This is a genomic window from Streptomyces sp. NPDC030021 (assembly GCF_055574035.1).
In genome coordinates this window covers 46992-72832 of the sequence record NZ_JBVIAH010000027.1, presented here as the reverse complement: position 1 = coordinate 72832, position 25841 = coordinate 46992, and the positions used below count along the sequence as shown (strand labels likewise).

The following is a 25841-nucleotide window of genomic DNA, read 5'->3' as shown; positions in this document are numbered from 1 at the left end:
CGGGGATTACGGGACAGCCCTTAGTCCGGTGCGCACAGCGGCTGCGCCGGGATACGGACCGGCAGGCTCCTGCGCTCCTCGGCGGTGAACGTCCGGTTGCCTATGGCCTTGCACAGGTCGCGCTGCCACGCCCGGGGGTCGAGGGGCAGGACACCGCCGGGGCCTGCGGGGTCGGCGTAGATCACCGTCCTGGCGTCCTTCGACATGTCCATGAAGGCGTACGGACGTGCCGGGAAGAGGGAGCCGGAGTTGGAGGTCTCGCTCGGCGGCCGACCGAATTCGTACGACTCCAGGAGGGCGCGTTCCTCGATGCCGTAGGTCCGCACGGCGTTGTTGGCGGCGATCAGGAAGTGGCCGTCGCCGTCGAGGAACTGGGTGACGGTCGGGGTCGCGGAGTCTTCGGCGGTGCTGCGCAGGGGACCGATCTCCTTGCGCAGCGGGTCGCGCCTCCACAGCTCGACGATCGAGCCCCGGCGCATCAGCCCGAAGTAGCGGCCGCTGGGGTCGAACTGCACGGCGAGGACGTCCTCGGTGGTGCGGACGGTCTCCGTGACGGTGCCCGTGGTGAGGTCGACGATGCGGACCGAGGGGTCGCCCCAGACGGTCACGGTCACCTTGTTCGGGGCCGGGTAGGGGCCGATACCGGTATGCGGCGCGGATCCCGTGGTGGGCAGCAGGGCCTTCGCGTCGTAGTGGGCGAGTTCCCGGCCCGTACGCGCGTCCCACTGCTGGACCAGGGTCCCGGAGACGGTCAGGACGTTGCCGGCGACGTCGAAGAAGTGCTGGAAGTCCGGTTCCTCGCTGCCTCCGAGGAGCGGCGGTGGCGTGGTGGCGGCCGGGGCGGGCGGCTCGGCCGCGGTGATGGTGGCCAGCCGGCGCAGGGTGGAGGCATCGAGGACGGACACCACGTTGGGTCCCTCCTGGTCCGCGAGCAGGCGTCCGTCCTTGCTCAGCCTCAGGAGGTCGGTGCTCGCCGGTTTCCGGTACGGCGTCCGGCGCGGGGCCTCGGCGATGAGCTGGTCGTTGGTGCCCGGTGCCGTGGGCCGCACCTGCAGCGCGGATCCGTCGGCGAGCACACTGATCGTTCGGCCGCCGTCATGGGTGAGGATCTGCTGGCCCACCTGGAGTACGGATTCTCCGGTGGGGAGTTCGGTGTAGGTGATCAGGGAGTCCTTGAACCCGACGTAGTAGAGCTTGCCGTCGGCCGACGCCAGCTGACGCGACCAGTGCGCGGAGGGTGAGGGGACGGTGGAGACCACCTTGTTCTGGAGCAGGTCGACCAGGCGCAGCGTGTCGTCGAACCACAGCGCCACCCGCGTGCCGTCCGTGCTGACCGCCTGCGGAAGGCAGATTCCGGACTTGAATCGCTTGTCCTGCTCGCTGTACGGCTTCCCCTGCGGGGCGCCGTCGGAGATCCGCACCAGGCTCAGGGCCGTGCCGTCGCCCTGCTTGCTGCACACCACGGCTGCCGTCCGGTCCCCGGAGAGCTCGATGTCGGCCGCCTCGCCGGCGACGACACGCGTCGCGTCGGTCGCCGGGTCGTAGGCGAGCAGGACCGTGTTGTTGTCGACCAGCCCGCCCCGCCGCAGCAGCAGGGTCCGGTTGTCCGCGCCGATCCACAGGTCTTCGTTGCTGCTGCCGTTCTGGTCCGCGGGCGCGCGCGTCGAGCGGGCGATGGCACCGCTGTCCAGGTCCCACCAGACCAGGTGGTCCAGCACCCGGTGGACGATCAGTGTCCCGTCCGCCGACATGGAGGGGTCCAGCCCCTTCTCCGTGCCGACGGCGGCTCCCGGGGCCGCGGCCAGCTTGCGCAGCTCGCCCATCGGCTCGTCGCGGTCGGCGTGCACCGGGAACCACGCGGCGACCCCGTCCTCCTGGACGTAGCCGGCCCGCTTCCCGTCGGCCGAGACCATCGGGTACTTCACCTGCCCGACCGAGGGAACCTGCGCGCTGCGGACCTTGCCGGCGGTGACGCCCGTGAAGAGCATCGCCCTTCCGTTCTTCGAGGTGGCCAGCACCACGTTGCCGTCGAGGCTGGTCTGCAGGCCCCGTACCGTTCCCAGCAGGCCCGAGACGACACGGCTCTTGTCCGAGTACGCCAGGTGCTGGCGCAGGAGCTGGTTGCGGGCCTCCTGGGTCGGCGAGGTCCGGTAGGCCGCGAGCGCGAGCATCACCGACTGGGCCGGGTCGGTGGACGCGGCGTCCTGCGATGCCTGCGTCAGGGCGCGCGAGGTGGCGAGCGCGTCGCGCCTGCGGCTCTCCTGCCGCGTGACGACGAACAACGACCCCAGCAGGACGGCCACGATCACGATGAAGGAGACCGCGGACCAGGCGCCGCGCACCCGGCGGGCCCGGGAGCGCTGGTGGGCGCGCCCCGCATCCAGGTAGGCGCGTTCCCCGGGGCTCAGGTCGTCGGCGCGCCCGGGCAGCCACTGGTCGGCGCCCGCGAGGGCCACCTTCGTCGGCAGCAGCTCGGAGGTGCGCTCGGCCCGCTCCCAGCGGTCCATGTCGTGGCGCAGGGACTCCCGCCACACCAGGAAGGACCGGTCCTTCTCGACCCACCGCGCCAGTTTCTCCCAGCCGCCGATCAGGGCCTCGTGCGTGAGTTCGACCGTCTCGCCGCCTTCGGCGCTGCGGCCGGTCACCAGGAGCCGGGTGGCGGCGAGCCGCTGGGCGATCCGCCACTGCTCCTCGCCCAGGTCGGCGCGCAGGGCGATGCGGCGTGTCGCGGCCGGTGATCCCACGGGGACCCGGATGAGCTGGGTGAACAGCCGCCGGGCCGCCGGCTCGTCCGCTTCGGGGACGTACTCGGCCCAGACCTGGTCGGCGTGCAGGCTCAGCGCCCCGGTGACACCGCCGAGGTCCTGGTAGGCCTGGTAGGTGAGCAGTCCTCCGCGCTGTTCCTGCCACAGCAGGTCGAGGGTGAAGCCCAGCAGGGGCAGTGCGCCCGGCTCGGTGCCGGTGTCCTGCAGGATGCGGTCCACGAGGCCGGTTTGGTAGCGCACCGCCGGGACGGCGTCCACGGGCGCGGTCACGACCTCGCGCAGCCGCTCGGGGCCCAGGGGGCCGAGGGCGTGGACGCGTCGGCCGATGACGGCCCCGAGCCGGGGGTGCGCCAGCGCCATCTCCAGGAAGTCGGCCCGTAGCGTCGTGAGGACCCGGACCGGCTGCGGGAGGGCGTCGTCGAACAGGACGTCGGCCAGTTCGTCGACGGCTTCCGGAGCGAGAGCGAGGAGCTCCTCGAACTGGTCGACCACGACGAGCAGTCGACGGCTGCCGGACAGATCGAGTACCCGGGCCACGATGTCGGCGAGGCCGCCCTGGCGCAGTACCCCGGTCAGTTCGGAGATCCGGGTGAGGCGTTGCGTCTCGGACAGCCCGGGCTCCAGCAGTGGCAGCAGCGCGGCCGCGAGGACGGCCAGGGGACTGCTGCCGTGGGTCGGCCGTACGACGACCGCCGCCGCCCCCGACCGCCGCAGCCGGGGGACGACCCCGGCCAGCGCCAGCGAGGATTTGCCGGATCCGGAGGCGCCGACGATGGCCACCCATTGCTCGCCGGCCAGCGCGAGGTCCAGCTCGTCGCTTTCGGCCCGCCGGCCGTAGAAGAGCGGGGCGTCGGACTCCCGGAACGCCGTGAGGCTGCGGAACGGCGAGGGCGGGAGGGCCAGCGGGCGCAGCTCGGGCCAGGCCTGCAGGATGCCTGCTGTCGAGATCAGGTAGCTGACCGGGGGCCGGCCCGACTCGGCGACGGCGACCATGCCGACCACGCCGACGTGGTTCTCGTCCCAGACCGGCGTGCCGCTGAACCCCCGGGAGACCGGGTAGCCTCCGTCGGCCAGGTCCGCCTGTATCCATCCGTAGGCCTGTGACTCCCGCAGGACTCCGGAGTGCCAGACTCCGCCCGGGCGGCCTGCGGGGAAGCCGAAGGCCCGGACCGGATGACCCCACACCCGTTCGGCCTCGATCAGCCGCACGGGGTGGGCACCGGGCAGCGGGGCGTCCAGCCGGAGCACCGCCATGTCCCCGCCGCCCGGCTCACGTGGCGGCAGCCAGCGTTCGACGCTCGCGGTCACCCCGACGGCGTCCGGGCCGAAGGCGGACAACAGGGGAAGGTCGACGTGGATCCGGGAGTCGGGCGCGGGCTCCTCGTCCTGCGGCGTGCCGAGCGCCGCGGACACCACGTGGGCGCACGTCAGCGCGAGCTCGGGGGAGATCAGGAAGCCCAGGCCGACAGCATCCCCGCGCAGGTCGCGGATCCGCAGCACCGCCGCGTTCAGGGCCTTCGGGCCAACGCCCTCCGAGGCCTGCGGCCCCGTCACGGCGCGGGCTCCGCCGCGACGGATCCGGCGGCGGATCCGGCAGCCGGGCCCGCAGCAGTGCCGGCAGCCGGGCCGGCAGCCGGGCCGTCGGACGGGGAACGGGTCCAGGTGAGCGAGATCTTGAAGTTGGCCTCGGCCGCCGTACTGGAGATCACGACGTCGGCCTCGGCGGAGATCGACAGCCCGAACTCCAGGTTGAGCTCGTCGGGCGCCTGGGCCATACCGCGGAACCCGTCGACGAAACTCTGCGCGACCGGCCGGATCCCGGTCACCATCTCCCCCAGCGACCGCGAGGCGCGCGCCATCACCTGCCCCGGCCGGGCCACCCGGACCAGGCCGTCCTCGCCGGTCTCCACGACCTCGACGCGCACCACGTCCTGTGGCCCGCCCGCCCCGCCGATCGGTAACTCCACGTGGAACACCATGTCTCCCCCTCCGCGTATCCGAACCGCCCCCGCGGTCGCAGCCGTTGCCGCGCGCGGCGGCTCCGCTCCACGGGAGCCCTCCCGCCGAGGCGCAGCCCAGTGTGGGCCTCCCACTCGCAGAATGGAAAGTCTTTCTAGAAAACAATCTAGTAATGGTGCTTTAGGGTGAACCCGACGAGGATCGGGGTGATCCGCCGCCGTGAAGAGACCGAGGACGCCTGACCCGATGCCGAAGCAACAACGCGGCGAAGCCACTGTCGAACAGGTCCTGGACGCGGCGCTCCGCCTCTACGCCTCGTCCGGGGAAGCCGGTCTCACCCTCGGAGCCATCACCAGCGCCAGCTCGGTCAGCTCCGGAAGCATCTACCACCACTTCGGCAGCCTGGACGGGGTGGTCGCCGCCCTCGCGCTGCGCTCCCTGGAACAGCTCCTGAAGGAACTGGGCACGGCACTGCTCCAGGCCACCGACGCCCGCTCCGGCATCCGGGCCGTCGTCCTGGCCTACCTGGACTTCGCACAGGCCCATCCCGACGCGGCCCGCCTCGTGCACTCCGTCACCGCGGATCGCCTGGGCATGGCCCGCGCGCGCGAGATCCGGGACACCCAGGAGGCCCGGCTGACACCGATCACCCTCTGGATCCACGCGCACCAGGCGTCGGGCGAACTCGCCGAGCTCCCCGCCCCCTTGATCGAGTCCCTCGCCATGGGACCGGTCGTCGCCGTCGTCCGGCGCTGGCTCACCGTGGGGGACCTCGATCTGGAGGACGCCGCCCGCGAACTGCCCGACCGCATCTGGCGGTCGGTCGGCAACTGAGACCGTTGCACGCTGCCCGTCTCCCGGGAGCGCGTGAGGTCGGCAAGCTGCCATCGCTCAGCAACGGCCCCGCGGCTGCCCGGAGCCGATCGTGGCTCCGGGCGCTCGGTCCTCCTCAGCCAAGGGCCGCCAGGACGCGGTCCGGGGTGAGGGGCAGTTCGCGGATCCGGCAGCCGGTCGCGTGGTGGAAGGCATTGCCGATGGCTGCCGCCGTGCCGACGATGCCGATCTCGCCGATGCCCTTGCCGCCCATCGGGTTGAGGTGCTTGTCGTGCTCGTCCAGCCAGTGCACCTCGATGTCGGGCACGTCGGCGTGGGCGGGGACGTGGTAGGAGGCGAGGTCGTTCTCGGTGAAGTCCCCGAAAGCCGGTTCCATGGTGCTGTGTTCGGTGAGGGCCATGCCCAGACCCATGACCATGCCGCCGACGAACTGCGAGCGGGCGGTGAGCGGGTTCAGGATGCGGCCTGCGGCGAAGACGCCCAGGAGCCTGCGGACCCGGACCTCGCCCGTGACGGTGTCGGTCTGCACCTGCGCGAAGTGGGCGCCGAACGCGTGCCTGGCGTACGGGGACTTCTGCTTGGCGGAGGCCGTCGTATCGGCAGGGACGGACACTCCGGCCTCCGGGATCGGGCCGGAACGGCGGGCGAGCAGGGCGACCAGGCTCGTGCAGGCGTCGTGGACCGCCCAGCCCCAGGAGGCCGTACCGGCCGAGCCGCCGGCCACCGAGCCCTGCGGCAGCGCGGAGTGCCCGATCTCCACCGTCACCCGGTCCAGGGCGACCCGCAGCGCGTCGGCGGCGATCTGCGCCAGGACGGTGCGGGCGCCGGTGCCGAGGTCGGTCGCGTTGGTCTGCACGAGGTACCTACCGTCGGGGAAGGCGTGCGCCCGCGCCGAGGAGGGGGCGACGTACACCGGGTAGGTGGCGGCGGCGACCCCGGTGCCGATCAGCAGTGGGCCGTCCTGGCGCGGCGTGCGGTGCGCGGCCCAGTCGAAGCGGACGGCCCCCTCGCGCAGGCATTCCACCAGATGGCGGCTGCTGAACGGGTGGCCGCTGTCGGGCTCCGCGTCGGGCTCGTTGCGGACGCGCAGCTCGACCGGGTCGATGCCGAGGGCGCAGGCCAGCTCGTCCATGGCCGACTCCAGCGCGTACATGCCGGGGGACTCGCCGGGCGCCCGCATCCAGGAGGGCGTGGGCACGTCGAGGGGCACGACGCGGTGGGTGGTGAGGAGGGCGGGCGCGGCGTACATGACGCGGGCGGGGACGGCGGCCTGTTCGACGAACTCCCGGATGCGGGAGGTGTGGGTGGTGACCTCGTGGGCGAGGGCGGTGAGCGTGCCGTCCTTGCGGGCGCCCAGGCGCACGCGGTGCAGGGTGGGCGCGCGGTGGCCGACGACGGCCGCGAGGTGGCGCCGGGGCAGGGCGAGGGTGACGGGGCGGCCGGTGTGCCGTGCGGCCATCACGGCGAGGACGACGTGCGGGCGGGGGGTGCCCTTGCAGCCGAAGGCACCGCCGACATGTTCGGACACCACCGTGACGCGGTCCGCGGGCAGCTCGAAGAGGGCAGCCAGTGTGGAGCGTACGAATCCGGATCCCTGGCTGGAGTCGTACACGGTGAGGGTGCCGGCGTCGGCGTCCCAGTGGGCGGTGGCGGCGTGCGGCTCCATGGGGTGGTTGTGCAGCGGCGGTACGGCGTACGCGCAGTCCACCCGGACCGGCGCGGCGGCGAAAGCGGCGGCCGCGTCGCCCTTCTCGCGGTGGGCCGGATAGCCGCCGTTGACCTGTTCGGGGGTGTAGGCGGCCGGGTGGCCGGTGTGCAGTACGGAGTCGTGGGGCTCGGCGTCGTAGCGGACGCGGACGGCCGCGGCCGCGGCCCGGGCGGCCTCCGGGGTCTCGGCCACGGCCAGGGCCACGTACCAGCCGTGGTGGGGCACTCCGGGGTCCTGGAGCACGCGGAGGGTGGGGTCGTCGGAGGGGCCCAGCCGGGGCGCGTCGTAGGGCGTGAGGACGGCGAGGACGCCGGGCAGCGCGAGCGCGCCGGCGGTGTCGACGGCGGTGACGCGTCCACGGGCCACGGTGGCGGGCACCGGCCACGCGTACGCCCGGTCCGGCAGGGCGTACTCGGCCGCGTAGCGGGCCTTCCCCGTGACCTTCTCCCGGCCCTCCAGCCGGGTGGCGGGGCTGCCGAGGGAGGGCGCCGGGGCGGCGGGGCTGGAGTCCATGGCGGGTCCTCGCGATCGGGTCCGGCGGGGCGGAGGGACGTTTCAGGAGCGGGAGCCGCGGGAGAGGGCACTCGCGGAGAGGGAGTTGAGCACGTCGCAGGCGAGGTTGCGGGCGAGGGGGACCTTGAAGGCGTTGTCGCGCAGCGGCTCCGCCCGGTCGAGCTCGGCCTCGACGGCCTCCCGCACGGCGCTCTCGGTGGGGGCGGCGCCCAGCAGCCGTTCCTCGGCGGCGCTGGCGCGCCAGGGACGGTGGGCGAGCCCGCCGAATGCGAGCGCGACATGGCGGACGCGTCCCCCGGAGATGTCGAGCACGGCGGCGACGGAGGCGAGCGCGAAGGCGTACGAGGCGCGGTCGCGGGCCTTGCGGTAGGTCGACGGGAGGCCGGCGCGGTCCGGCGGGAGCGTGACCGCCGTGACGATCTCGCCGGGTTCGATGACGGTGTCCCGTTCGGGGTGGTCGCCCGGCAGCCGGTGGAAAGCGGTCGCGGGAACGGTACGGGCGCCGTCGGGGCCTTGGAGTTCGACGGCCGCGTCCAGCGCGACGAGTGCCACGGCCATGTCGGACGGGTGGGTGGCGATGCACTGCGGGGAGTGGCCGAGGACGGCGTGGTCCCGGTGGCCTCCGTCGCGGGCGCCGCAGCCGGTGCCGGGCTCCCGCTTGTTGCAGGGTTTGGCCACGTCCTGGAAGTAGGGGCAGCGGGTGCGCTGGAGCAGGTTGCCGCCGGTGGTGGCGACATTGCGCAGCTGGGCCGAGGCGCCGGCCAGGAGCGCCTGGGACAGGGCGGGGTAGCGGGTGCGGACGAGGGGGTGGAGTGCGAGGTCGCTGCCGCGCACCCCGGAGCCGATCCGCAGGCCGCCGTCCGCGGTCTCCTCGACGGAGCCGAGCGGCAGGCCGGCGAGGTCGACGAGGGTGTCGGGGGCTTCGACCCCGAGCTTCATGAGGTCCACGAGGTTGGTGCCGCCGCCGAGGTAGCGGGAGCCGGGCCGCGCGCCGTGGGCGGCGATGGCCTCGGGGAGGCCGGTGGCGCGCACGTACGCGAACGGCTTCACGCGACCACCCGCCCGTCACCGGGAGCCTGGGCCGGGGCAGCGGCCTGTGAGACCGCGGCCACGTCCCGTACGGCGTCCACGATGCGGGGGTACGCGCCGCAGCGGCACAGGTTGCCGCTCATGGCCTCGGCGATCCCGGAGCGGCTGAGGTCCGCGGCCGCGGGGTCGGCGGCCGCCTCGGCGAGCAGGCCGGCGGCGGAGCAGAGCTGGCCGGGCGTGCAGTAGCCGCACTGGAAGGCGTCCCGTTCCATGAAGGCCTCCTGCAACGGGTGCAGGCTGCCTGTTCCGTCGCCGCCCAGTCCCTCCACGGTGGTGACCCGGGTGCCGTCCTGGGCGACGGCGAGCAGCAGGCAGCTGTTGGCGCGCCGGCCGCCGACCAGGACGGTGCAGGCGCCGCACTGGCCGTGGTCACAGCCCTTCTTGGCGCCGGTCAGGCCGAGGTGCTCCCGCAGCAGGTCCAGGAGGGTGACCCGGTGGTCCACGTCGAGCTCGTAGCGCCGGCCGTTCACATGCAGCCCGACGCTGGAGCGGGTCTCCTGCATTGGATGCGCCACTGGTGCCCCTTTGTCCCGGAATATCGATAGACCTCCACTCGGATAACCGGCCGGGGCGGATCTCACACCTCCCGTGTGGGACAAGCGGGTGCGTGGCGGTCGGGCGGGGGCCCGGGCGGCGGACCGATCCGGCGGCCCGTCGGCAGTGCGGCGACCGCGAGCGGCCGGCCGGCCGGCCCGGGCCGCTCACGCCGATCGCGAAGCGGCGTGGTGATCACAACCGGCTCGGCTCGGCCCTCCCTGTGTGCGCGGCCTCCTGCATCGGGCTGTTCCTGGCGGACCGCCTTGCGGTGCCGTGGCACGCGTCCACTGCGCCGGCCGCTCGCAGATGGCCGCCGCCTTCTTCGCCCGCCAGGGCGTCGCGGGCGTCGCGGGCGTCCGGCCGATCCGTGACCGGATCCGGGAAGGGATGCGAAGGCTTCTCGTCACACGCGGGATTCCGGCAGGTGGATGAACGGCACTGCATCGGCGGGATGTTCAGGGAAGCCTGTCGCCCCGACAAGAAGGGCCGGTGGGGCCTGTGTTGTTCCGGATCGGCAGGTGGCCGAACGCGGACGCCGGGCCCCGGACCGTGGTCAGGACTTCGGCACGGTGTTGATGTAGCTGGTGCCGGCACTGTAGAAGCCGTCCACCGTTCTCTGGACCTCCGCCTGGGAAACGGCCTCACCGGCCTTGTAATAGAACCAGTTGACCTTCATGTCCCATGTGCGCGGACCACCGGTGAAGGGAAGGTCGATGAACCAGTTGCTGAAATGGATGTCCATCTTCTCGCGCGGGACGTACTTGCCGGAGCTGGCGAAAAGGTCCTTGCCGTCCAGGGAATAGGTGACCTTTCCGTTCACGGCGGTGATCATCATGATGTGCCAACCATCGAGGTGCTGCTTGGTCGTGCGGCTGACTCGGTCCGGCGGATCGGCCTTGTACCAGCTAACGTTGTCGAGTTGCGAACCCACCGAACCCCAGCCGCCGTTCGGCAGGTATTCGTGGTCGAGTTCGCTGTAGTCCGCCGAGGATTCCGAGGAGGAGATCGGGAAGAAGGTCTGGACGACATGGTCGCCGTCGCGACCGCTCGCGGGCTTGTCGCTGAGGTGGACCCGAGCGGCGTAGGTCCCCGTGAAGAGGGCGGTGCCGGTGCTCTGCACCTCGACCTGCCTGGTGCCCTGCTTGGTGCCGTCGGTGGAGGCCTGCAGTTGCAGGACCCTGCCCCCTTGGGCGGTCGAGTCGGAGGGGAAGCCGGCGCCGGCGCTGGACCAGGTGTCCTTGATCCCCGGGCTGCCCGCGCCGTTACGGACCTCCCAGCCGTTGGCGGTGAGCGAGGGGTCGTCGGGGCCGCTGTAGTGGAAGTTGTCGAACAGGGTTCCCGGCGGTCCGGACGGGGCCGGCGAGGCGTCGGGGGCCGCGGCATCGGTATCCCTGCCGGATGCGGGGCCGCCGGAACACGCGGCGAGTACGCACAGGAGGGCAGGCAGCGTGAGCACGGTCCACACGCGGCGGCGAGAGGTGCGGCGGGGCTGGCTCACACGGGCTCCTTGGGGCGTGGAGGCGGTACCTGGACGCGCCCTTTGTAATGAGGATCAAATGACTGATCACGCGAGGGGGGCATCTTAGCGCCGGTTCGGAAGGTATCTCGCAGGCGGTCGATCAGTACCCGGCGACCCTGCGTCTCACCTACCGATCGGTACGTCCAATTGATATTCCGATCCGATTACAACACCTGAGCAGATCACTCCAAATGCATACATCGGACCAAATTCGGTTCAGGCCGGTGTACTAGCGTTCGCCCTGCTGTCCTGCGGTCTACGCACCCTGCGCTGAAAGGCCTCGCAAGGTGCGCGCAATCATCAATTCCATCGACCGCTGACCGGCGCACCGGGCGGAGTCTGGCATGTCTGAGTCAAATTTTCGGGAGTCCGTTCCCGCACCGGTATTCGTCGACCAGTCGGGACTGCGCGGCCGTCTGCTGCGGGGCTTCGGCTGGCCGGTCTCCGTGGTCGGCGCGGTCCTGGCGGTCGCCATGGGCAGCAGCCTGATCGGTGTGCAGGCGGACGCCCCGGCGATGGGCATACCCGTGCAGCCCTCACGGCCGGCCGTCCCGCCGCCCTCACCCGTGCCGTCGCTGTCGCTGTCGCCCAGCCTGTCGTCCTCGTCGTCCGCGCCCCGGACGGCCACGCGGTCTGCGGCACCCCAGGCGAAGGCCTCGGCCACGACCGCGAAGACCGCGGCCACCACGGCGAAGACCATGGCCGCCACGCCGAAGAACGCGGCCACCACCTCGAAGACCGCGACCACCGCGCCGCGCGGCACAGCGTCCCCCGGCCGACCGGCGAAGCACCCCTGATCGTCCGCACCACCCATCTCCAGGAGCGTCATTGTCCCGCCACCAGCGCCGCCGGCAGTCCCTGCTCAGGCCGCGCCGACTGGCCGCGCCACCGCTGCGCTTCTTCATGCCGCTGTCTCTGCTGGCCTGCCTGCTCGCGCTCCTCGTCCTGCGTGGCCTCGCCACCAACGAGGCGTTCCACGACTCCCGGATCGCGATCTCGGTGGACAAGACGACCGTGCCCGACAACCTGCTCAAGGGGGGCCCGATCATCGACGCGCGGGGCGCCAAGAACGAGCACCCCGTGAGCTATCACATCCCCGACCGCACCGTGGTTCTGAGCTTCGACGACGGTCCCTCGCCGGAGTGGACTCCGAAGGTCCTGGAGGTGCTCGCGGCCCGCAACATCCGTGCGGACTTCTTCGTGACCGGCGCGATGACCACGCGCAACCCGGAGCTGATCCGGCAGATCGTCGCGGGCGGCCACGAGCTCGGCGTGCACACCTTCACCCACCCCGATCTGGTGTACCAGTCCCACGCCCGGATCAGCTGGGAGATGGCGCAGACGCAGCTGGCGCTGGCCGGTGTCGCGGGCATCCACAGCGCGCTGTTCCGCCCGCCGTACTCCTCCGACGCCTCGGCGCTGGACGACTGGAACTATCCGGTGATCAAGTACGTGGGCGCGCGCGGCTACCTCACCGCGTTCATCGACCGCGACACCGATGACTGGAAGCGTCCCGGCGTCGAGGAGATAGTCAAGGCGGCGATGCCGTCCAAGCCCGGTGCGGGAGAGCTGATCCTGCTGCACGACGCGGGTGGCGACCGTACCCAGACCATCGCCGCGCTCGTACAGATCATCGACAGGCTGCAGGCCCAGGGCTACCGCTTCACCACCATCTCCGAGGCGCTCGGCGCCTCCAGCGCCACCGTGCCGGTGCACGGTTTCCAGCTGTGGGCCGGCAAGGGATTCATCTGGGGCACCCAGTTCGCCGTGCACACGCTGCCGGTGCTGGTCGCGCTGCTGGCCCTCGTCGGCTTCCTCAACTTCGGCCGGTTCGCGCTGATGCTCGTTCTCGCACCGATCCACGCCCGCCGCTCCAAGCGGCGGGATGCCTGGGGACCGCCGGTGACCGGGCCGGTCACCGTACTGGTCCCGGCCTACAACGAGCGCGAGTGCATAGCCAACACCCTCAAATCCCTGGCCGCCGGCGACCATCCGATCGAGGTGATCGTCATCGACGACGGCTCGACGGACGGCACCGCGGACATCGTCGAGGAGATGGACCTGCCGTTCGTCCGGCTGATCCGCCAGGTCAACGGCGGCAAGTCCAGCGCGCTCAACACCGGCATCGCGGCAGCCTCGTACGACATCATCGTGATGATGGACGGCGACACCGTGTTCGAGCCGTCCACCGTACGCGAGCTGGTCCAGCCCTTCGGCGACCCGGCGATCGGCGCGGTCGCGGGCAACGCCAAGGTCGGCAACCGTGAGAGCCTGATCGGCGCCTGGCAGCACATCGAGTACGTCCTCGGCCACAACCTGGACCGCCGGATGTACGACATGCTGGGGGTCATCCCGACCATCCCCGGCGCGGTCGGCGCCTTCCGCAAGGAGGCCCTGGGGCAGGTCGGCGGGATGAGCGACGACACCCTCGCCGAGGACACCGACATCACCATCGCGGTGCTCTGCGACGGCTGGCGGATCGTCTACGCCGAGCACGCCCGCGCCTGGACCGAGGCTCCCGCCAGCCTCCAGCAGCTCTGGTCCCAGCGGTACCGCTGGAGCTACGGCAGCATGCAGGCGATGTGGAAGCACCGCGGCGCCGTGACCTCCCGCGGCCCGGCCGGGCGCTTCGGCCGGCTCGGGCTGCCGCTCGTCGTGCTGTTCGGCGTGGTCGCCCCGCTGCTGGCGCCGCTGGTCGACTTGTTCCTGTTGTACGGCGTGTTCTTCGGGGACGCCCCGATCACCCTCACCAGCTGGGGCGGCTTCATCCTGCTCCAGGCCGCACTGTCCTGGTACGCCTTCCGGCTCGACAGCGAGAAGCCCTGGCATCTGATCAGCCTGCCGATCCAGCAACTCGTCTACCGGCAGCTGATGTACATCGTCCTGCTGCAGTCCGCGATCACGGCGATGACCGGTGGCCGGCTGCGGTGGCAGAAGCTCCGCCGCACCGGCGAGGTCGCTGTACCCGTGGAGGCCTGACCGTGACCGCATCCATCAACCTCGGGCGCACCTACGACACCGTCCAGCTGAGGGTCCCCGCCGTGCTGCGACAGGAGCCGGAGCCGGAGGCACCGCCCGAACGCAAGGGCGGCCGGGACCGCTATCTCGACCTGCTGCGCGCGCTGGCGCTGGGCCGCGTGGTGCTCTACCACCAGTTCGGCTGGTTCTGGCTGCCCCTCGTCTTCCCGTCGATGGGCGTGATGTTCGCACTGGCCGGCTCGCTGATGGCCCGCTCGCTCAGCCGTCCCCCTCTGGGCGTGATCCGCGGCCGGCTGCGCAGGCTGCTGCCGCCGATGTGGCTGTTCGGCGCCGTCATGATCGCCCTCCAGATCCTCGACGGCTGGGGCCCCGACTCCGAAGGCCACCCCAGCTGGTGGTGGGGCAAGCTGGCGTTCTGGATCCTGCCGCTGAGCACTCCGCCGTACGCGGACGAACTGCCCGGTTTCCACCATCTCGTGGAACACACCTGGGCCGCGCAGGTCATCGTCCCGCTGTGGTACCTCCGGGCCTACCTGTGGTACGTCCTGCTCTCACCGCTGATGCTCCGGGCCCTGCGACGATTTCCGGTGGTGACGCTGTTCACGCCCCTGGCGCTGACGATCGTCATGAACACGTTCTTCGCCGACCAGGAGTTCATCTACAGCCGGGTGTGGGAGACCGCCAACGACTTCACCCTGTTCGGTTCCTGCTGGATCCTCGGCATGGCCCACCAGGAGGGGCTGCTCAAGAAGATCCCGCAGTACGTACTGCCGTCCATCGCACCGCTGATCATGGTGGCCGGCCTCTGGTACCTGCAGACCCGGCCGGTCGATCCGACCGAACCGACCGACATCGAGTCCTGGCCGATCGCGCAGGCCCTGTGGTCCCTCGGCTTCGTTGCGATCCTGCTGCACATCAGCCCGTCCTGGGAGCGGTGGCCCAGACCGCTGGAACGCTGGAACGGTCTGGTCGGTCTGCTCAACGCACGCGCTGTCAGCGTCTACCTCTGGCACGAGATCGCGCTGGTGGTCGCCGTCCCGCTCATCGACCCCCTCTGGAGCGTCCCCTTCTTCTACAAGAACCTCCAGTGGCTGCTGGCCAGCCCATGGTTCACGCTGCTGGTGGCGATCCCGCTGCTCGGCCTGCTGGTGCTGACCTTCGGCTGGGTCGAGGACCTGGCCGCCAAACGCTCGCCACGGCTCTTCCCGTACCCGCGCCGCCAACGGGGCAGGCGCCGCGCCGCCGACTGATGGGGGCTGTGCACCGCACGAACCGGAAGAGCGCCCCGACCCAGGTCACCAGCCGCGGTCGGGCGGATCCATCACCAGGCCGGTGAAATCCGCCGCCCGATCGGCGACACGCGCGCCGCCAACGCTCCCCGTGCTACCAGCCCAGGCCGGGTACGTGGCGGTAGCCCGCGTACAGACGGACGAAGCCCCGACCGGGATCCCGGCAGGAGCCGGTCACGGGACGGCAGGTCACCCGCATGCGCATCGACGTCGATGACGACCAGGCTCGCAGGCCCGCAGGCAACCCGACGCCCAGGGCCGGGTTGCTGGTCGACCAATCCTCAACACGGGAGTGGTCCACGGCCGCGGCACGGAAACCGTGACACCAACGCCCAGCCTGCAGACAAGGGCAGCCGGTGTGATGGCCCCGGTTCAGCACAGTCCCGGCAGGTGGCCGCGGGCGTCTTGCGACCAGGCGCCGGCGGGTGGACGGGCCGGCCCGTTACCGGCACGCGACCGCGCCGGCCTCGGACCGGCGGCCGGGCAGGAGGGGCGGATGGGAGCCACCGGGCCGTGGCCGCGTGCGGGCACCGGCGCTCGGCGGGGCGGCCGCGTCACCACGCCGAGGCCGCCCGTCATCTCAGGCATGTCTCGCAGACCACACGTAGAGTGACGGGACATTAGCCCCTGACCGGGATTCCCATGGGTCCTGGTGGACGCTCTGGAACCCTTGGAAGGTGTCTGTGTCGGAAGCGGTGGAGTACGACGTGGTGGTCCTCGGCGGGGGACCGGCCGGCGAGAACATCGTCGACCGGACCCGCGCCGCCGGGCTGAGCACGGCGCTCGTCGAGAGCGAACTGGTGGGCGGCGAGTGCTCGTACTGGGCCTGCGTCCCGAGCAAGGCGCTGCTGCGCCCGGCGCTGGCCCGGGCCGACGCCCGCCGGGTGCCCGGCCTGGCCGGTGCCGTCCAGGGACCCCTGGACACGGCGGCGGTGCTCGCGCACCGCAACTACTGGACCGGCGACTGGAAGGACCAGGGCCAGATCGACTGGATCGACTCGATCGGCGCCCACGTGTACCGGGGCCACGGCCGGCTCTACGGGGTCCGCAAGGTCGCCGTCACCAGCCCCGAGGGCGAGCACCACATCCTGTCGGCGCGGCACGCGGTGGTCGTCGCCACCGGCACCCGGGCCGTGATCCCGGAACTCCCGGGGATCGCCGGGGCGCGCCCCTGGACCAGCCGTGAGGCGACCTCCGCGCAGGAGGCCCCCGGCCGGCTGCTGATCGTGGGCGGCTCGGTGGTGGCCGTCGAGATGGCCACCGCCTGGCAGGCCCTCGGCTCGCAGGTCACCGTCCTCGCACGCGGCTCCGGGCTGCTGCCGCGGATGGAGCCCTTCGCGGGGGAGCTGGTCGCCGACGCGCTGCGCGAGGCCGGGGCGGTGGTCCGTACGGGGGTGTCCGTCGAGGCGGTGGTGCGGGACGGCTCGACGGGCCCCGTCAGCGTGGTCCTGGAAGGCGGCGAGACGCTGGAGGGCGACGAACTGCTGATGGCGACGGGCCGCGCGCCGCGGACCGAGGACATCGGGCTGGACACCGTCGGCCTGCCCGCCGGCCGGTGGATCGACGTGGACGACACCTGCCGGGTGCCCGGGCACGACTGGCTGTACGCCGTCGGGGACGTCAACCACCGCGTGCTCCTCACCCACCAGGGCAAGTACCAGGGACGGATCGCGGGTGCCGTGATCGCCGCCCGCGCGGCCGGCACCCCGCTGGACACCGCACCCTGGGGCGCGCACACGCCGACCGCCGACATCCGCGCCCTCCCGCAGGCGGTCTTCACCGATCCGGAGGCCGCCGCCGTGGGCCTGACCCTGGCCGAGGCCGAACGGGCCGGGCACCGGGTGCGCGCGGTCGACTACGACATGTCCAAGGTCTCCGGGGCCGGTCTGTACGCCGACGGTTACAAGGGCCGGGCCCGAATGATCGTCGACCTCGACCGCGAGGTCCTCCTCGGGGTGACCTTCGTCGGCCCCGGCGCCGCGGAGATGATCCACGCGGCCACCATCGCGGTCGCGGGGGAGGTCCCGATCCAGCGCCTGTGGCATGCGGTGCCTTCGTTCCCGACCATCAGCGAGGTCTGGCTGCGGCTGCTGGAGACCTATCGGGGGTGAGGGTCCCCGGCGTCCTGGACACGGCCCGGCCGCGCCGCACGGCGCAGCCGGGCCGTTTCGTTGCCCCTCGCTCCTCCCCGGCCTCCGGATCGGCGTGCGCGGGACCGGAGCTGACCGGCCGTCACGGCATGGGAGATGGCGTGAAGTAGGTGCGCAACCTTGATCGATATTAGGTTAGCCTTACCTCAATTCTTCGACTCCCTGTGCCTGAAAGGTGTTCCAGTGATGCGTGCTGCCTCCCTGCCCCGTACCGCCGCCCGCGCGGCCGTCGCCGCCTCCGCCGCCGTCGCGCTCGCCGTCGGCGCGGCCGGTTCCGCCTCGGCCGCCACCTCGACGCGTACGGTCACCGACGGCGCGACCACCTTCAGCCTCGGCCTCACCGCGCCCTCCTCCGCCGCCGCGGCCGGTCAGAACGTCACGGTCACCGGCAGCGGATACAACACCGCCAAGGGCATCTACGTGAGCCTCTGCGCCGTCAGCGGCGCACCGGGTGCGAGCAAGCCCACCCCCTGCCTGGGCGGTTCGGACCAGTCGGGCACCACCGGGGCCTCGCACTGGGTCAACAACGTCTTCGGCGGGACCCTGGCCAACACCTCCAAGTTCGGTACGGGCGGCACCTTCAGCGTCACCATCCACGTCAAGGCCGACCTCGGCGGAGGCCAGATCTGCGGCGAGACGGTCGAGTGCGCCATCGTCACGCGCGCCGACCACTTCAACTCCTCGAACCGCAAGTACGACGTCCACGTCCCGGTGACCTTCAACTGATCCCGCTCCGGGACCGATTCCCCGACCCGCCGACGAGGAAGCCATGACACCCCGACACCCCCTCACCCCCGGTCGCGCGGGCGCCGCATCCGCCGCGCTCGCGCTCGTACTGGCCTCGGCCGCCACCGGAAGTCCCGTATCGGCAGCCGGGGGTGAGGGGGCCGACGTACCGCAGGGCACCGTCGCGTACCGGTCGGTGGCGCAGTTCACCACGGCGGGCAAACCCCGTGACCTGCTGCTGCACCCGGACTCGAAGAAGCTGTACGTCGGTTCGGACGACCTGCCCGAGACCGCCGGCGTCAACGAGAGCGGGCTGCACGTCCTGGACCCCGCCGACGGCAAGCTGCGCAGCACCGTCGGCCAGGCTCCCGGGCCCACCGGCACGCTCGGCCGGCGGGCGGTGCGGCAGCTGCTCGCGCCGCTGCCCGGTGACGGGGCGGTCTTCCTCTATCCGCTCCGCGGCATCGGCAGCGCGAAGGACGGCGACGCCGCCGCGGCGGGCGCGTGGGTGCCGGGTGCGGCCGTCACCCACGCCACCGCCGGGCTCACCCCCTCGACGGTGCTGGTCGCGCAGGGCCCCGTACTGTCGGAGGTCGAGATCGCGACCGCCGCCGTGAAGCGTTCCGTCACGCTGGAGGGCGGGGACGGGTTCGCGGTGGACGCGGCGCGCGGCACGGTGTGGTTCACGGACACCGGCAACCGCCGGATGTACCGGATCGACGCGGCCACCTTCCAGGTCGCCGCGACCGTCGAACTCCCGGGCGACGGGGGATTCGGCGGGTTCACGGAGGTGGATCCCGAGACCGGCGCGGTCTGGGTCGGGCTGGACTCCTCCGTCGTCGTCCACGACGCTACGGGCAAGCGGCTGGGCACCCTCCGGGGCGCGGGCACCGACATGCCGCGCGCGGCGGGTTTCGACGCCACCACGCACGAGGCGTTCGTCGTGTGGCAGGACGCGGGGGACACCTCGCAGCCGGGCAGCGACAACGACGGAACGCTCACCGTCCACCGCACCCGCGACCTCCAGGAGGTCGTGAAGCCGGTCGTACTCCCCGGAATGCACGTGCAGTTGGGCAGTGCGGCCGTCGCCGTCGAGCCCGGCGGCGCGGCCGTCTTCGTATCGGACCCGGTCGCCGGCCGGATCACCCGGCTGGAGCGGGCGGCGTCCCCGAAGGTCACCAGGAACCCGGCGGACCAGGCGGTCACGGCCGGCTCGCGGGTCTCGCTCACGGCGGAGGCCGAGGGGACCCCGCGGCCCACCGTCGCCTGGCAGGTCAGTACGGACGCGGGCCGGACCTGGCAGGCCGTGGCGGGCGCCACCTCGCCGACGTACACGTTCACGGCGGCGCTCTCCGACAGCGGCCGCCGCTACCGGGCGGAGTTCGGCAACGACGTCGGTGTGGGCCGTACCGTTGCCGCCACCCTCAACGTCACCATCGCGGACCCCACGACGGGCGGCAGCGGCGAAGGCGGCTCCGCCACGACCGGGGGCACCGGCGGGACGGGCTCCACCGGCTCCACGGGCTCCACCGGCTCGGCCGGTTCGGCCGGTTCGGCCGGGAGTGCGACAGGCGGCTCCGGTGGTGCGGGCGGCCCCGACGGCACGTCCGGCACCCCCGGCAGCGTCGGCGGCGGTTCGGCCGGTGCCACGGCCGGCGGCGGCGATCACACCGCTACCGGCGGCGGCGCGCTGGCCTCCACCGGAGTGGCCGTGGCCTCCCTCGCCGGGAGCGCCGTCGTGCTTACAGCGGCCGGGTGGGTGCTGATGCGCCGCGCACGGCCGCGCAGCAACGGCTGAGGGCCGGCAATCCGCAGCGCGCGGGCGGTGGTTCGGCGTGTTGAATGGGTGTCCACCCCCTCTCTTGACCAGAGACGAAGGAGACACCGCACGTGATCGTGATCGCCCACCTCAGCGACGTCCATCTCGACGGTGACCGGCGCGCGGCCGACCGCACCCGCGCCGTCATGGAGTACCTCGACGCCCTTCCGTACGACCTGGACGCCGTACTCGTGAGCGGCGACATAGCCGACCACGCCGAGGACGCCGAGTACGAGGAGGCCGCGAAGCTGCTGCGCTCGCGCCACCCCCTGGTGGTCTGCCCCGGCAACCACGACGAGCGCGCCGCCTTCCGCCGCGGCCTGCTGGGGGAGGGCTCCCCGGGGGAGTCTCCCGAGGCGGCACCCGGGGAGTCCCTCTCCACCGGGCCCGTCGACCAGGTGCTGCGCGGCGAGGGCTTCGTCCTCGCCGTGTGCGACTCGTCCGTTCCCGGCGAGCACCACGGCTTCCTGGAGGAGTCCACCCTGGCCTGGCTGGACGGCGTACTGACCGACACCCCGCAGGAGATCCCGGTCCTGGTCGCCTTCCACCACCCGCCGGTGCCGCTGCACACGCCGTACGTGGACGAGATCCGCCAGTTCGGGGAGGAGCGGCTCGCCGCCCTCGCCGAGCGCCACCCGCACCTGACCGCTTTCCTGTGCGGGCACGCGCACACCGCCGCGGCCACCACCTTCGCGGGGCGGCCGGTGCTCGTCGCGCCCGGGGTGGTCTCCACGCTCCGGCTGCCGTGGGAGGCGCCGACCGGGTCCTCCGAGCACGTGCACCTCGACGAGCCGCCGGCCGTCGCCTTCCACGTGATCGGCGACGACGGTCGGCTGACGACCCACTACCGGGTGATCGTCGCCCGCCGGTAGGTACGTCCGTCACGGGTCCGCGTGAGCCGGCCCGAGGTGATCAGATAGCGCCGCAGCGCCGAGCAGTCCTCGTGCACGGTGCGCAGCGCGTCGTTCACCTCGGGCTCCGTGTACTCCCGGTCCGCCGTGAAGAGGGTCTCCGCGAGGTGGTCGAGCAACTGCTCGCGCCGGGCGGCCTTGCGCGGGATCACGGTGAGGCGACCGCCGGAGAAGAGGTCGGAGACGTCCCGTCGTGTCGGGCGCGGGGCGGCGGCGGACTGCGACGGCTGGTGTTCGGTGCTCTGGGACATGTCGGCGAGCTTCGTCCGTCCGCGCCGGTGGCGGCAACGCATTTTCCGCACGGGGGCGTTCGGCCGGGCCGTCGGCAAGAAGTGACGGTCGCTCATCTTACTGAGCGGTAGTTCCGCCGGTACCCTCCCCGTGACCGGTTCCTGCCCCCCACGGAGGAGCACGTATGCGACGTCCCACCGCACGCATGAGAACCGTCGTGGCCACCGGGCTGTTCGCCCTCGGTGCCGCGCTGCTGTCCCCCCTCGCCCCCGCTGCCGCCGCCGCGGACCCCGTACCGCTCCCCATCGCCGACTACTGCGGCAACCAGTGCTCCGACATCCTGCCGCCCGGCCAGAACGGCAACGCGACACTCGCCCAGATCCTCCTGCACAAGGCGTTCGGCACCATGCCCGCCCACGCCTCCGACCAACTGGCGCGCTACGACTCCCTGGTGGCCGGGTATCCCGGGCTCACGGACGCCAAGGTCAACGACTTCTTCAACAGCGCCTCCTTCGAGGTCCCCGCCGACCAGGTCGAGTCCACCACCAGCCCGCGCCCCGACGTCACCATCACCCGCGACAAGAAGACCGGCGTCCCGCACATCAAGGGCACCACCCGCTACGGCACTTCCTTCGGCGCGGGCTACGCCGCGGCCCAGGACCGCCTCTGGCAGATGGACCTCTTCCGGCACGTCGGCCGCGGGGACCTGACCCCCTTCGCCGGCGGTGCCCTCGCCAACCAGGGCCTGGAGCAGCAGTTCTGGCCGCAGGCCCCGTACACCGAGACCGACCTCCAGGCCCAGGTGGACCGGATCCGCACCACCGAGGGAGAGCGGGGGCGCCTCGCCATGGAGGACGCCCAGGCGTACGTGGACGGCATCAACCTCTACCGCACCCAGTCCAAGAACGGCCGCTACTTCCCCGGCGAGTACGTCCTCACCGGCCACATCGACTCGATCACCAACGCCGGTGAGATCCAGCCCTTCAAGATCACCGACCTGATCGCCCTCGCCTCCGTCGTCGGCGGCCTGTTCGGCGGCGGGGGAGGCGGCGAGGTCCAGGCCGCGCTGTCCCTGCTGGCCGCCCAGCAGAGGTACGGCCTGGAGGAGGGCACCCGGGTCTGGGAGTCCTTCAGGCAGCGCAACGACCCCGAGGCCGTGCTCACCGTTCACGACGGCACGAGCTTCCCGTACGCCCAGAAGCCCGCGAACCCGCAGGGCACGGCGCTCCCGGACGCCGGATCGGTCGTCGCCGAGCAGCTCGTGTACGACCGTACGGGCGCGGCGACGGCCCGGGAGGCCGCCGACCCGCCGAAGCCGGTCAGACCGAGCATGTCCAACGCCCTGCTCGTCTCCGGAGCGCACACCGCGAGCGGCCACCCGGTGGCCGTGTTCGGGCCGCAGACCGGCTACCTCGCGCCCCAGCTCCTCATGCTCCAGGAGATCCAGGGCCCCGGCATCAGTGCCCGCGGCGCCTCCTTCGCGGGCGTCAGCATGTACGTCCAGCTCGGCCGCGGCCAGGACTACGCGTGGAGCGCCACCTCCGCCGGGCAGGACATCACCGACACCTTCGCCGTCGAGCTGTGCGAACCGGGCGGGCAGGCGCCCACCCCGGCCAGTGCGCACTACCTCTACCGCGGCACGTGCACGCCCATGGAGAAGCTGGAGCGCACCAACGCCTGGAAGAAGTCCGTCGCCGACCCGACCCCCGACGGCTCCTACCGGATGCAGGTGTGGCGCACGCACTACGGCATCGTCACCCACCGGGCCACCGTCGCGGGCACACCCGTCGCGTATGCGGCGCTGCGCTCCACCTACCGCCACGAGGCCGACTCGATCATCGGCTTCCAGATGCTGAACGACCCTTCCTACGTCAAGGACGCCCGCACCTTCCAGCAGGCCGCCGAGCACATCGGCTATGCCTTCAACTGGTTCTACGCCGACTCGCGCGAAGCGGCGTACTACAACAGCGGGTCGAACCCGGTCCGGGCGCCCGGGGTCGACGCCTCCCTGCCCGTGCACGCCCGGCAGCAGTACGAGTGGCAGGACTTCGACCCGGCCGCCAACACCGCCGCCTACACCCCGCCCGCCGAGCACCCGCGGTCCATCGGTCAGGACTACTACATCAGCTGGAACAACAAGCAGGCCAAGGACTACGGGGCGGCCGGCTTCGGCATGGGCGCCGTGCACCGCGGCGACCTCCTTGACCGCCGCGTCAAAGCGCTGGTGGCGGCGGGCGGGGTGACCCGCGCGAAGCTGACCCAGGCCACGGCCGAGGCCGCGGTCACCGACCTGCGCGCCGAGAACCTGCTGCCCGAGCTGCTCGCCGTCCTGCGCAGCGCACCGGTCACCGATCCGGCGGTGAGCGCGGCGGTCGACAAACTGGCCGCCTGGCAGGCGAGCGGCGCCAAGCGCAAGGAGACCGCCCAGGGTTCGAGGACGTACGCGCACGCGGACGCCATCCGGATCATGGACGCCTGGTGGCCGCTGCTGATCGAGGCCGAGTTCAAGCCCGGCCTCGGGGCCCCGCTGTACGACGCCCTGCGCGCCTCGCTGACGGTCGACGAGGCGCCCAACGCGGGGCACGGGCCCACCGGTTCGCACGCCGGATCGGCGTTCCAGTACGGCTGGTGGAGCTACGCGGACGAGGACCTGCGCATGGTGCTCGGGCGGCCGGTCGCCGATCCTCCGTCCCAGGTCCACTGCGGCGGCGGCTCGCTCCCCGCGTGCCGGGACACTGTGGCCGCGACGCTGAAGCAGGCGGCCGCCGCCACCCCCGCGGCCGTGTACCCGGCCGACGGGACCTGCGCCGCCGGCAACCAGTGGTGCGCCGACTCGATCGTCCAGCGCCCGGTCGGAGGGCTGGCCCACCCGCAGATCAACTGGCAGAACCGGCCCACCTACCAGCAGGTGGCGGACTTCGCCGCGCACCGCTGAGCAAGCAGCCGGGGTGCAGGGTGCACAGCGGCCCGCCCGGTCCCGGATTCCTCCGGGACCGGGCGGGTTCGTCCGGCGCGCAGCGGGTCAGGGACCGACGGTGATCTGCTGCGCCGGGTCGGTGGTGTCGGTCACCTTGTAGACCGCGTTGAAGGTGGAGGTGGTCGCGCTCGTCGGGCAGCCGAACCCGCCGGTGACCGTGACCGGTACGGAGGCGTTCGTGAAGGTCAGCGTCGACGGAGCACCGTTGACCCAGGTGCCGCCGACGTTCGCCGGGGCGGTGGGGGCGGCGGTGACCGTACAGGAGGCGAGCCCGCTCGTCTGGACCACCAGACCGCCGACCGGCAGACCCATGGTGGCGGTGATCGGGGCGCCGTCCTGCATCGACACCGACCAGGCGCCGCTGGTGGTGACCGTGGGCGTCACTCCCCACATGCTCGAAGTGCACGAGCTGTACGTGGGCGCCGAGATCGGCGAGGACACGGGCCCGGCCGGGTTGCTGTTGCCGGGGGCTCCCGGCACGCCGCCGGTGGCGACGGAGACCGTACACGTCACGGTGACCGAACCGGCCTTGAGGGTGGCCTTCCCGCTGAGGGTGGCCTTGAACGCGTGCCCGGCCGGGGTGACGGTGGTCGACCCGGCCAGCGGTAAGGGGGCGGCGGAGGCGGTGACCGAGGCGAGCGCGATGGCTCCGGCGACGGCGGTCCCGAGGGCGAGCGCGGTGCGCGTACGGCTCATGGCTGTGCTCCTTGGGGATCGTGGTGCGGGGTGGGGGGAGGGGGTGCGGCCACGGCGGACTCCGCTTTCCCGGCTGTTCCGGCTTCCCCTGCTTCCCCGGCTTTGCCGGTACGCCGGGCGGCGTGCGGCTGCCAGGCGAACATCAGGCCGCCGCCGAGGATGCCGAGCAGGGTGCCGATCAGGAACCCGCCGAGGTTCGACAGGACCAGAGCGGCGGTGGCGATCAGGGTGGTGAGGACACCCGCGAGAGAACGCTGAGGGGGAGAGAACCAGGCGGTGAGCCCGAGCACGATCATCACGATGCCCATCAGGACGGACGGGATCCCCGCCACCCCCTGCTGGAGCATGATCTTCAGCGGTGCCAGCGGCAGGACGCAGATCCACGACCCGGCCAGGACCGCGAACAGCCCGCCCCAGAAGGGTCTGCTGCGCCGCCACCGCCGCCAGCGCAGCAACAGGTTCAGAAGCATTCCTTCTTGCCCTTGCTGACGTCCATGCTGAGCCCGGAGAGCTTGAAGGTGCCGGCGTTCGTCGCCCACGCCGTCTGCTGGAGATCGGTGATGCTGACCGTGTCGGCCTGCTGGGCGAAGAGGTCCTGCATCCCCTGGGCCTCGGCCGGACCCTTGTCGAGGGTGGAGGCGTCGCGCCCGATCTCTATGTTGGTGAAGACGGCGTCGCCCGCGAGCTGGGTGGCGTCGACGAAGAGGTTGCTCGCCTCGACCGGGGTCTTGCGTCCGGCGGTGAGGTTGAGCGAGATGTCCCCGATCACCGGGAGCGAGGTGACCACGGACTGGCAGAGGCTGTGGAGCTTGGCCTCCCGGATGGCGGTGACGGCCACCGGGATGAGCTCCTGGCGTGCATTGACGTCCACGCTGCCGTACTGGGCGAAGCCCTCGCCCTCCAGGCTGCTCGCCGACACCTTGAACTGCTGTCCCGACACGGCGAACGAGGCGGCCAGCACGCCCTGCGCGAGGGCGATGCCGAGGCCGGCGGTCACGGCGACGGCGGGGATGGTCAGGACGGCGAACCGGCGCCAGCGGACACGGCCGGAGTCATCGTCGGAAGGGTCGGATAAATGCGGGGAACCGGTCATGAGAACGTCCCTTATTTCGGCTGTGCACCGTTGTTACCGACGAGTT

19 protein-coding genes are annotated in these 25841 nt (G+C 72.1%); 9 read left to right on the top strand and 10 right to left on the bottom strand.

The window, feature by feature from the left end; all coding sequences use genetic code 11:
* Positions 1 to 20: 20 nt before the first annotated feature.
* Entirely contained in the window at positions 21 to 4319 is a 4299-nt protein-coding gene (locus ACZ4YL_RS36295) for an nSTAND1 domain-containing NTPase (protein ID WP_468122288.1), read from the bottom strand.
* Positions 4316 to 4744: a CU044_2847 family protein gene (locus tag ACZ4YL_RS36290; protein ID WP_468122287.1), complete on the bottom strand. Its 429-nt coding sequence runs from the start codon at positions 4742 to 4744 to the stop codon at positions 4316 to 4318. The genes ACZ4YL_RS36295 and ACZ4YL_RS36290 overlap by 4 nt, the downstream gene beginning before the upstream one ends.
* Before the next feature lie 226 nt (positions 4745 to 4970).
* Between ACZ4YL_RS36290 and ACZ4YL_RS36285 the strand changes: the two genes are divergently transcribed.
* Entirely contained in the window at positions 4971 to 5558 is a 588-nt protein-coding gene (locus ACZ4YL_RS36285) for a TetR/AcrR family transcriptional regulator (RefSeq protein WP_468122285.1), read from the top strand.
* Between the two features lie 115 nt (positions 5559 to 5673).
* Here the strand turns inward: ACZ4YL_RS36285 and ACZ4YL_RS36280 are convergent, their stop codons facing one another.
* The 4 genes from ACZ4YL_RS36280 to ACZ4YL_RS36265 form a co-directional block, all read right to left on the bottom strand.
* Complete coding sequence (locus ACZ4YL_RS36280; protein WP_468122283.1) at positions 5674 to 7779, bottom strand: xanthine dehydrogenase family protein molybdopterin-binding subunit; 2106 nt, start codon at positions 7777 to 7779, stop codon at positions 5674 to 5676.
* Between the two features lie 42 nt (positions 7780 to 7821).
* Entirely contained in the window at positions 7822 to 8829 is a 1008-nt protein-coding gene (locus ACZ4YL_RS36275) for an FAD binding domain-containing protein (RefSeq protein ID WP_468122281.1), read from the bottom strand.
* On the bottom strand, positions 8826 to 9371 hold the full coding sequence (locus ACZ4YL_RS36270) for a (2Fe-2S)-binding protein (protein ID WP_468122342.1): 546 nt from the start codon (positions 9369 to 9371) through the stop codon (positions 8826 to 8828). Before ACZ4YL_RS36270 ends, ACZ4YL_RS36275 begins: the two co-directional genes overlap by 4 nt.
* 587 nt (positions 9372 to 9958) lie before the next feature.
* Entirely contained in the window at positions 9959 to 10903 is a 945-nt protein-coding gene (locus tag ACZ4YL_RS36265; RefSeq protein ID WP_468122279.1) for a glycoside hydrolase family 16 protein, read from the bottom strand.
* A 365-nt stretch (positions 10904 to 11268) separates the two neighbouring features.
* Here ACZ4YL_RS36265 and ACZ4YL_RS36260 point away from each other — a divergent pair, with 365 nt between their 5' ends.
* The 7 genes from ACZ4YL_RS36260 to ACZ4YL_RS36230 all read left to right on the top strand — a co-directional run bounded on the left by ACZ4YL_RS36260 (position 11269) and on the right by ACZ4YL_RS36230 (position 20759).
* Positions 11269 to 11721 (top strand): hypothetical protein, encoded by a 453-nt coding sequence (locus ACZ4YL_RS36260; protein WP_468122277.1) that lies wholly within the window; start codon positions 11269 to 11271, stop codon positions 11719 to 11721.
* Between the two features lie 94 nt (positions 11722 to 11815).
* A complete protein-coding gene (locus ACZ4YL_RS36255; RefSeq protein WP_468122340.1) occupies positions 11816 to 13903 on the top strand; it encodes a bifunctional polysaccharide deacetylase/glycosyltransferase family 2 protein in 2088 nt (695 codons plus the stop codon).
* Positions 13904 to 13905: 2 nt separating this feature from the next.
* Positions 13906 to 15153 carry an acyltransferase family protein gene (locus ACZ4YL_RS36250; protein ID WP_468122276.1) on the top strand — a complete coding sequence of 416 codons (1248 nt, stop codon included), beginning with the start codon at positions 13906 to 13908 and terminating at the stop codon, positions 15151 to 15153.
* A gap of 722 nt (positions 15154 to 15875) precedes the next feature.
* A complete protein-coding gene (locus tag ACZ4YL_RS36245) occupies positions 15876 to 17303 on the top strand; it encodes a dihydrolipoyl dehydrogenase family protein (RefSeq protein WP_468122339.1) in 1428 nt (475 codons plus the stop codon).
* Between the two features lie 225 nt (positions 17304 to 17528).
* The gene (locus ACZ4YL_RS36240) at positions 17529 to 18068 is read left to right on the top strand and encodes a hypothetical protein (RefSeq protein ID WP_468122274.1); all 540 of its coding nucleotides are present in this window, start codon (positions 17529 to 17531) and stop codon (positions 18066 to 18068) included.
* A 43-nt stretch (positions 18069 to 18111) separates the two neighbouring features.
* Positions 18112 to 19866 carry a hypothetical protein gene (locus ACZ4YL_RS36235; RefSeq protein WP_468122273.1) on the top strand — a complete coding sequence of 585 codons (1755 nt, stop codon included), beginning with the start codon at positions 18112 to 18114 and terminating at the stop codon, positions 19864 to 19866.
* A 92-nt stretch (positions 19867 to 19958) separates the two neighbouring features.
* A complete protein-coding gene (locus ACZ4YL_RS36230; RefSeq protein ID WP_468122271.1) occupies positions 19959 to 20759 on the top strand; it encodes a metallophosphoesterase in 801 nt (266 codons plus the stop codon).
* On the opposite strand, the gene ACZ4YL_RS36225 is transcribed toward ACZ4YL_RS36230, so the two are convergent.
* Positions 20732 to 21049, bottom strand: a complete 318-nt coding sequence (locus ACZ4YL_RS36225) for a DUF2087 domain-containing protein (protein ID WP_468122269.1) — start codon at positions 21047 to 21049, stop codon at positions 20732 to 20734. The genes ACZ4YL_RS36230 and ACZ4YL_RS36225 overlap by 28 nt on opposite strands.
* A gap of 164 nt (positions 21050 to 21213) precedes the next feature.
* Between ACZ4YL_RS36225 and ACZ4YL_RS36220 the strand changes: the two genes are divergently transcribed.
* Entirely contained in the window at positions 21214 to 23964 is a 2751-nt protein-coding gene (locus tag ACZ4YL_RS36220; RefSeq protein ID WP_468122268.1) for a penicillin acylase family protein, read from the top strand.
* 87 nt (positions 23965 to 24051) lie between these two features.
* On the opposite strand, the gene ACZ4YL_RS36215 is transcribed toward ACZ4YL_RS36220, so the two are convergent.
* Genes ACZ4YL_RS36215 through ACZ4YL_RS36205 form a run of 3 tightly spaced genes read right to left on the bottom strand, consistent with a single transcriptional unit; the run spans position 24052 to position 25795 of the window.
* Positions 24052 to 24702, bottom strand: a complete 651-nt coding sequence (locus ACZ4YL_RS36215) for a hypothetical protein (RefSeq protein ID WP_468122266.1) — start codon at positions 24700 to 24702, stop codon at positions 24052 to 24054.
* Positions 24699 to 25172 (bottom strand): DUF6114 domain-containing protein, encoded by a 474-nt coding sequence (locus tag ACZ4YL_RS36210; RefSeq protein ID WP_468122264.1) that lies wholly within the window; start codon positions 25170 to 25172, stop codon positions 24699 to 24701. The genes ACZ4YL_RS36215 and ACZ4YL_RS36210 overlap by 4 nt, the downstream gene beginning before the upstream one ends.
* Positions 25163 to 25795 (bottom strand): DUF6230 family protein, encoded by a 633-nt coding sequence (locus ACZ4YL_RS36205; RefSeq protein WP_468122263.1) that lies wholly within the window; start codon positions 25793 to 25795, stop codon positions 25163 to 25165. The genes ACZ4YL_RS36210 and ACZ4YL_RS36205 overlap by 10 nt, the downstream gene beginning before the upstream one ends.
* Positions 25796 to 25841: the final 46 nt, after the last annotated feature.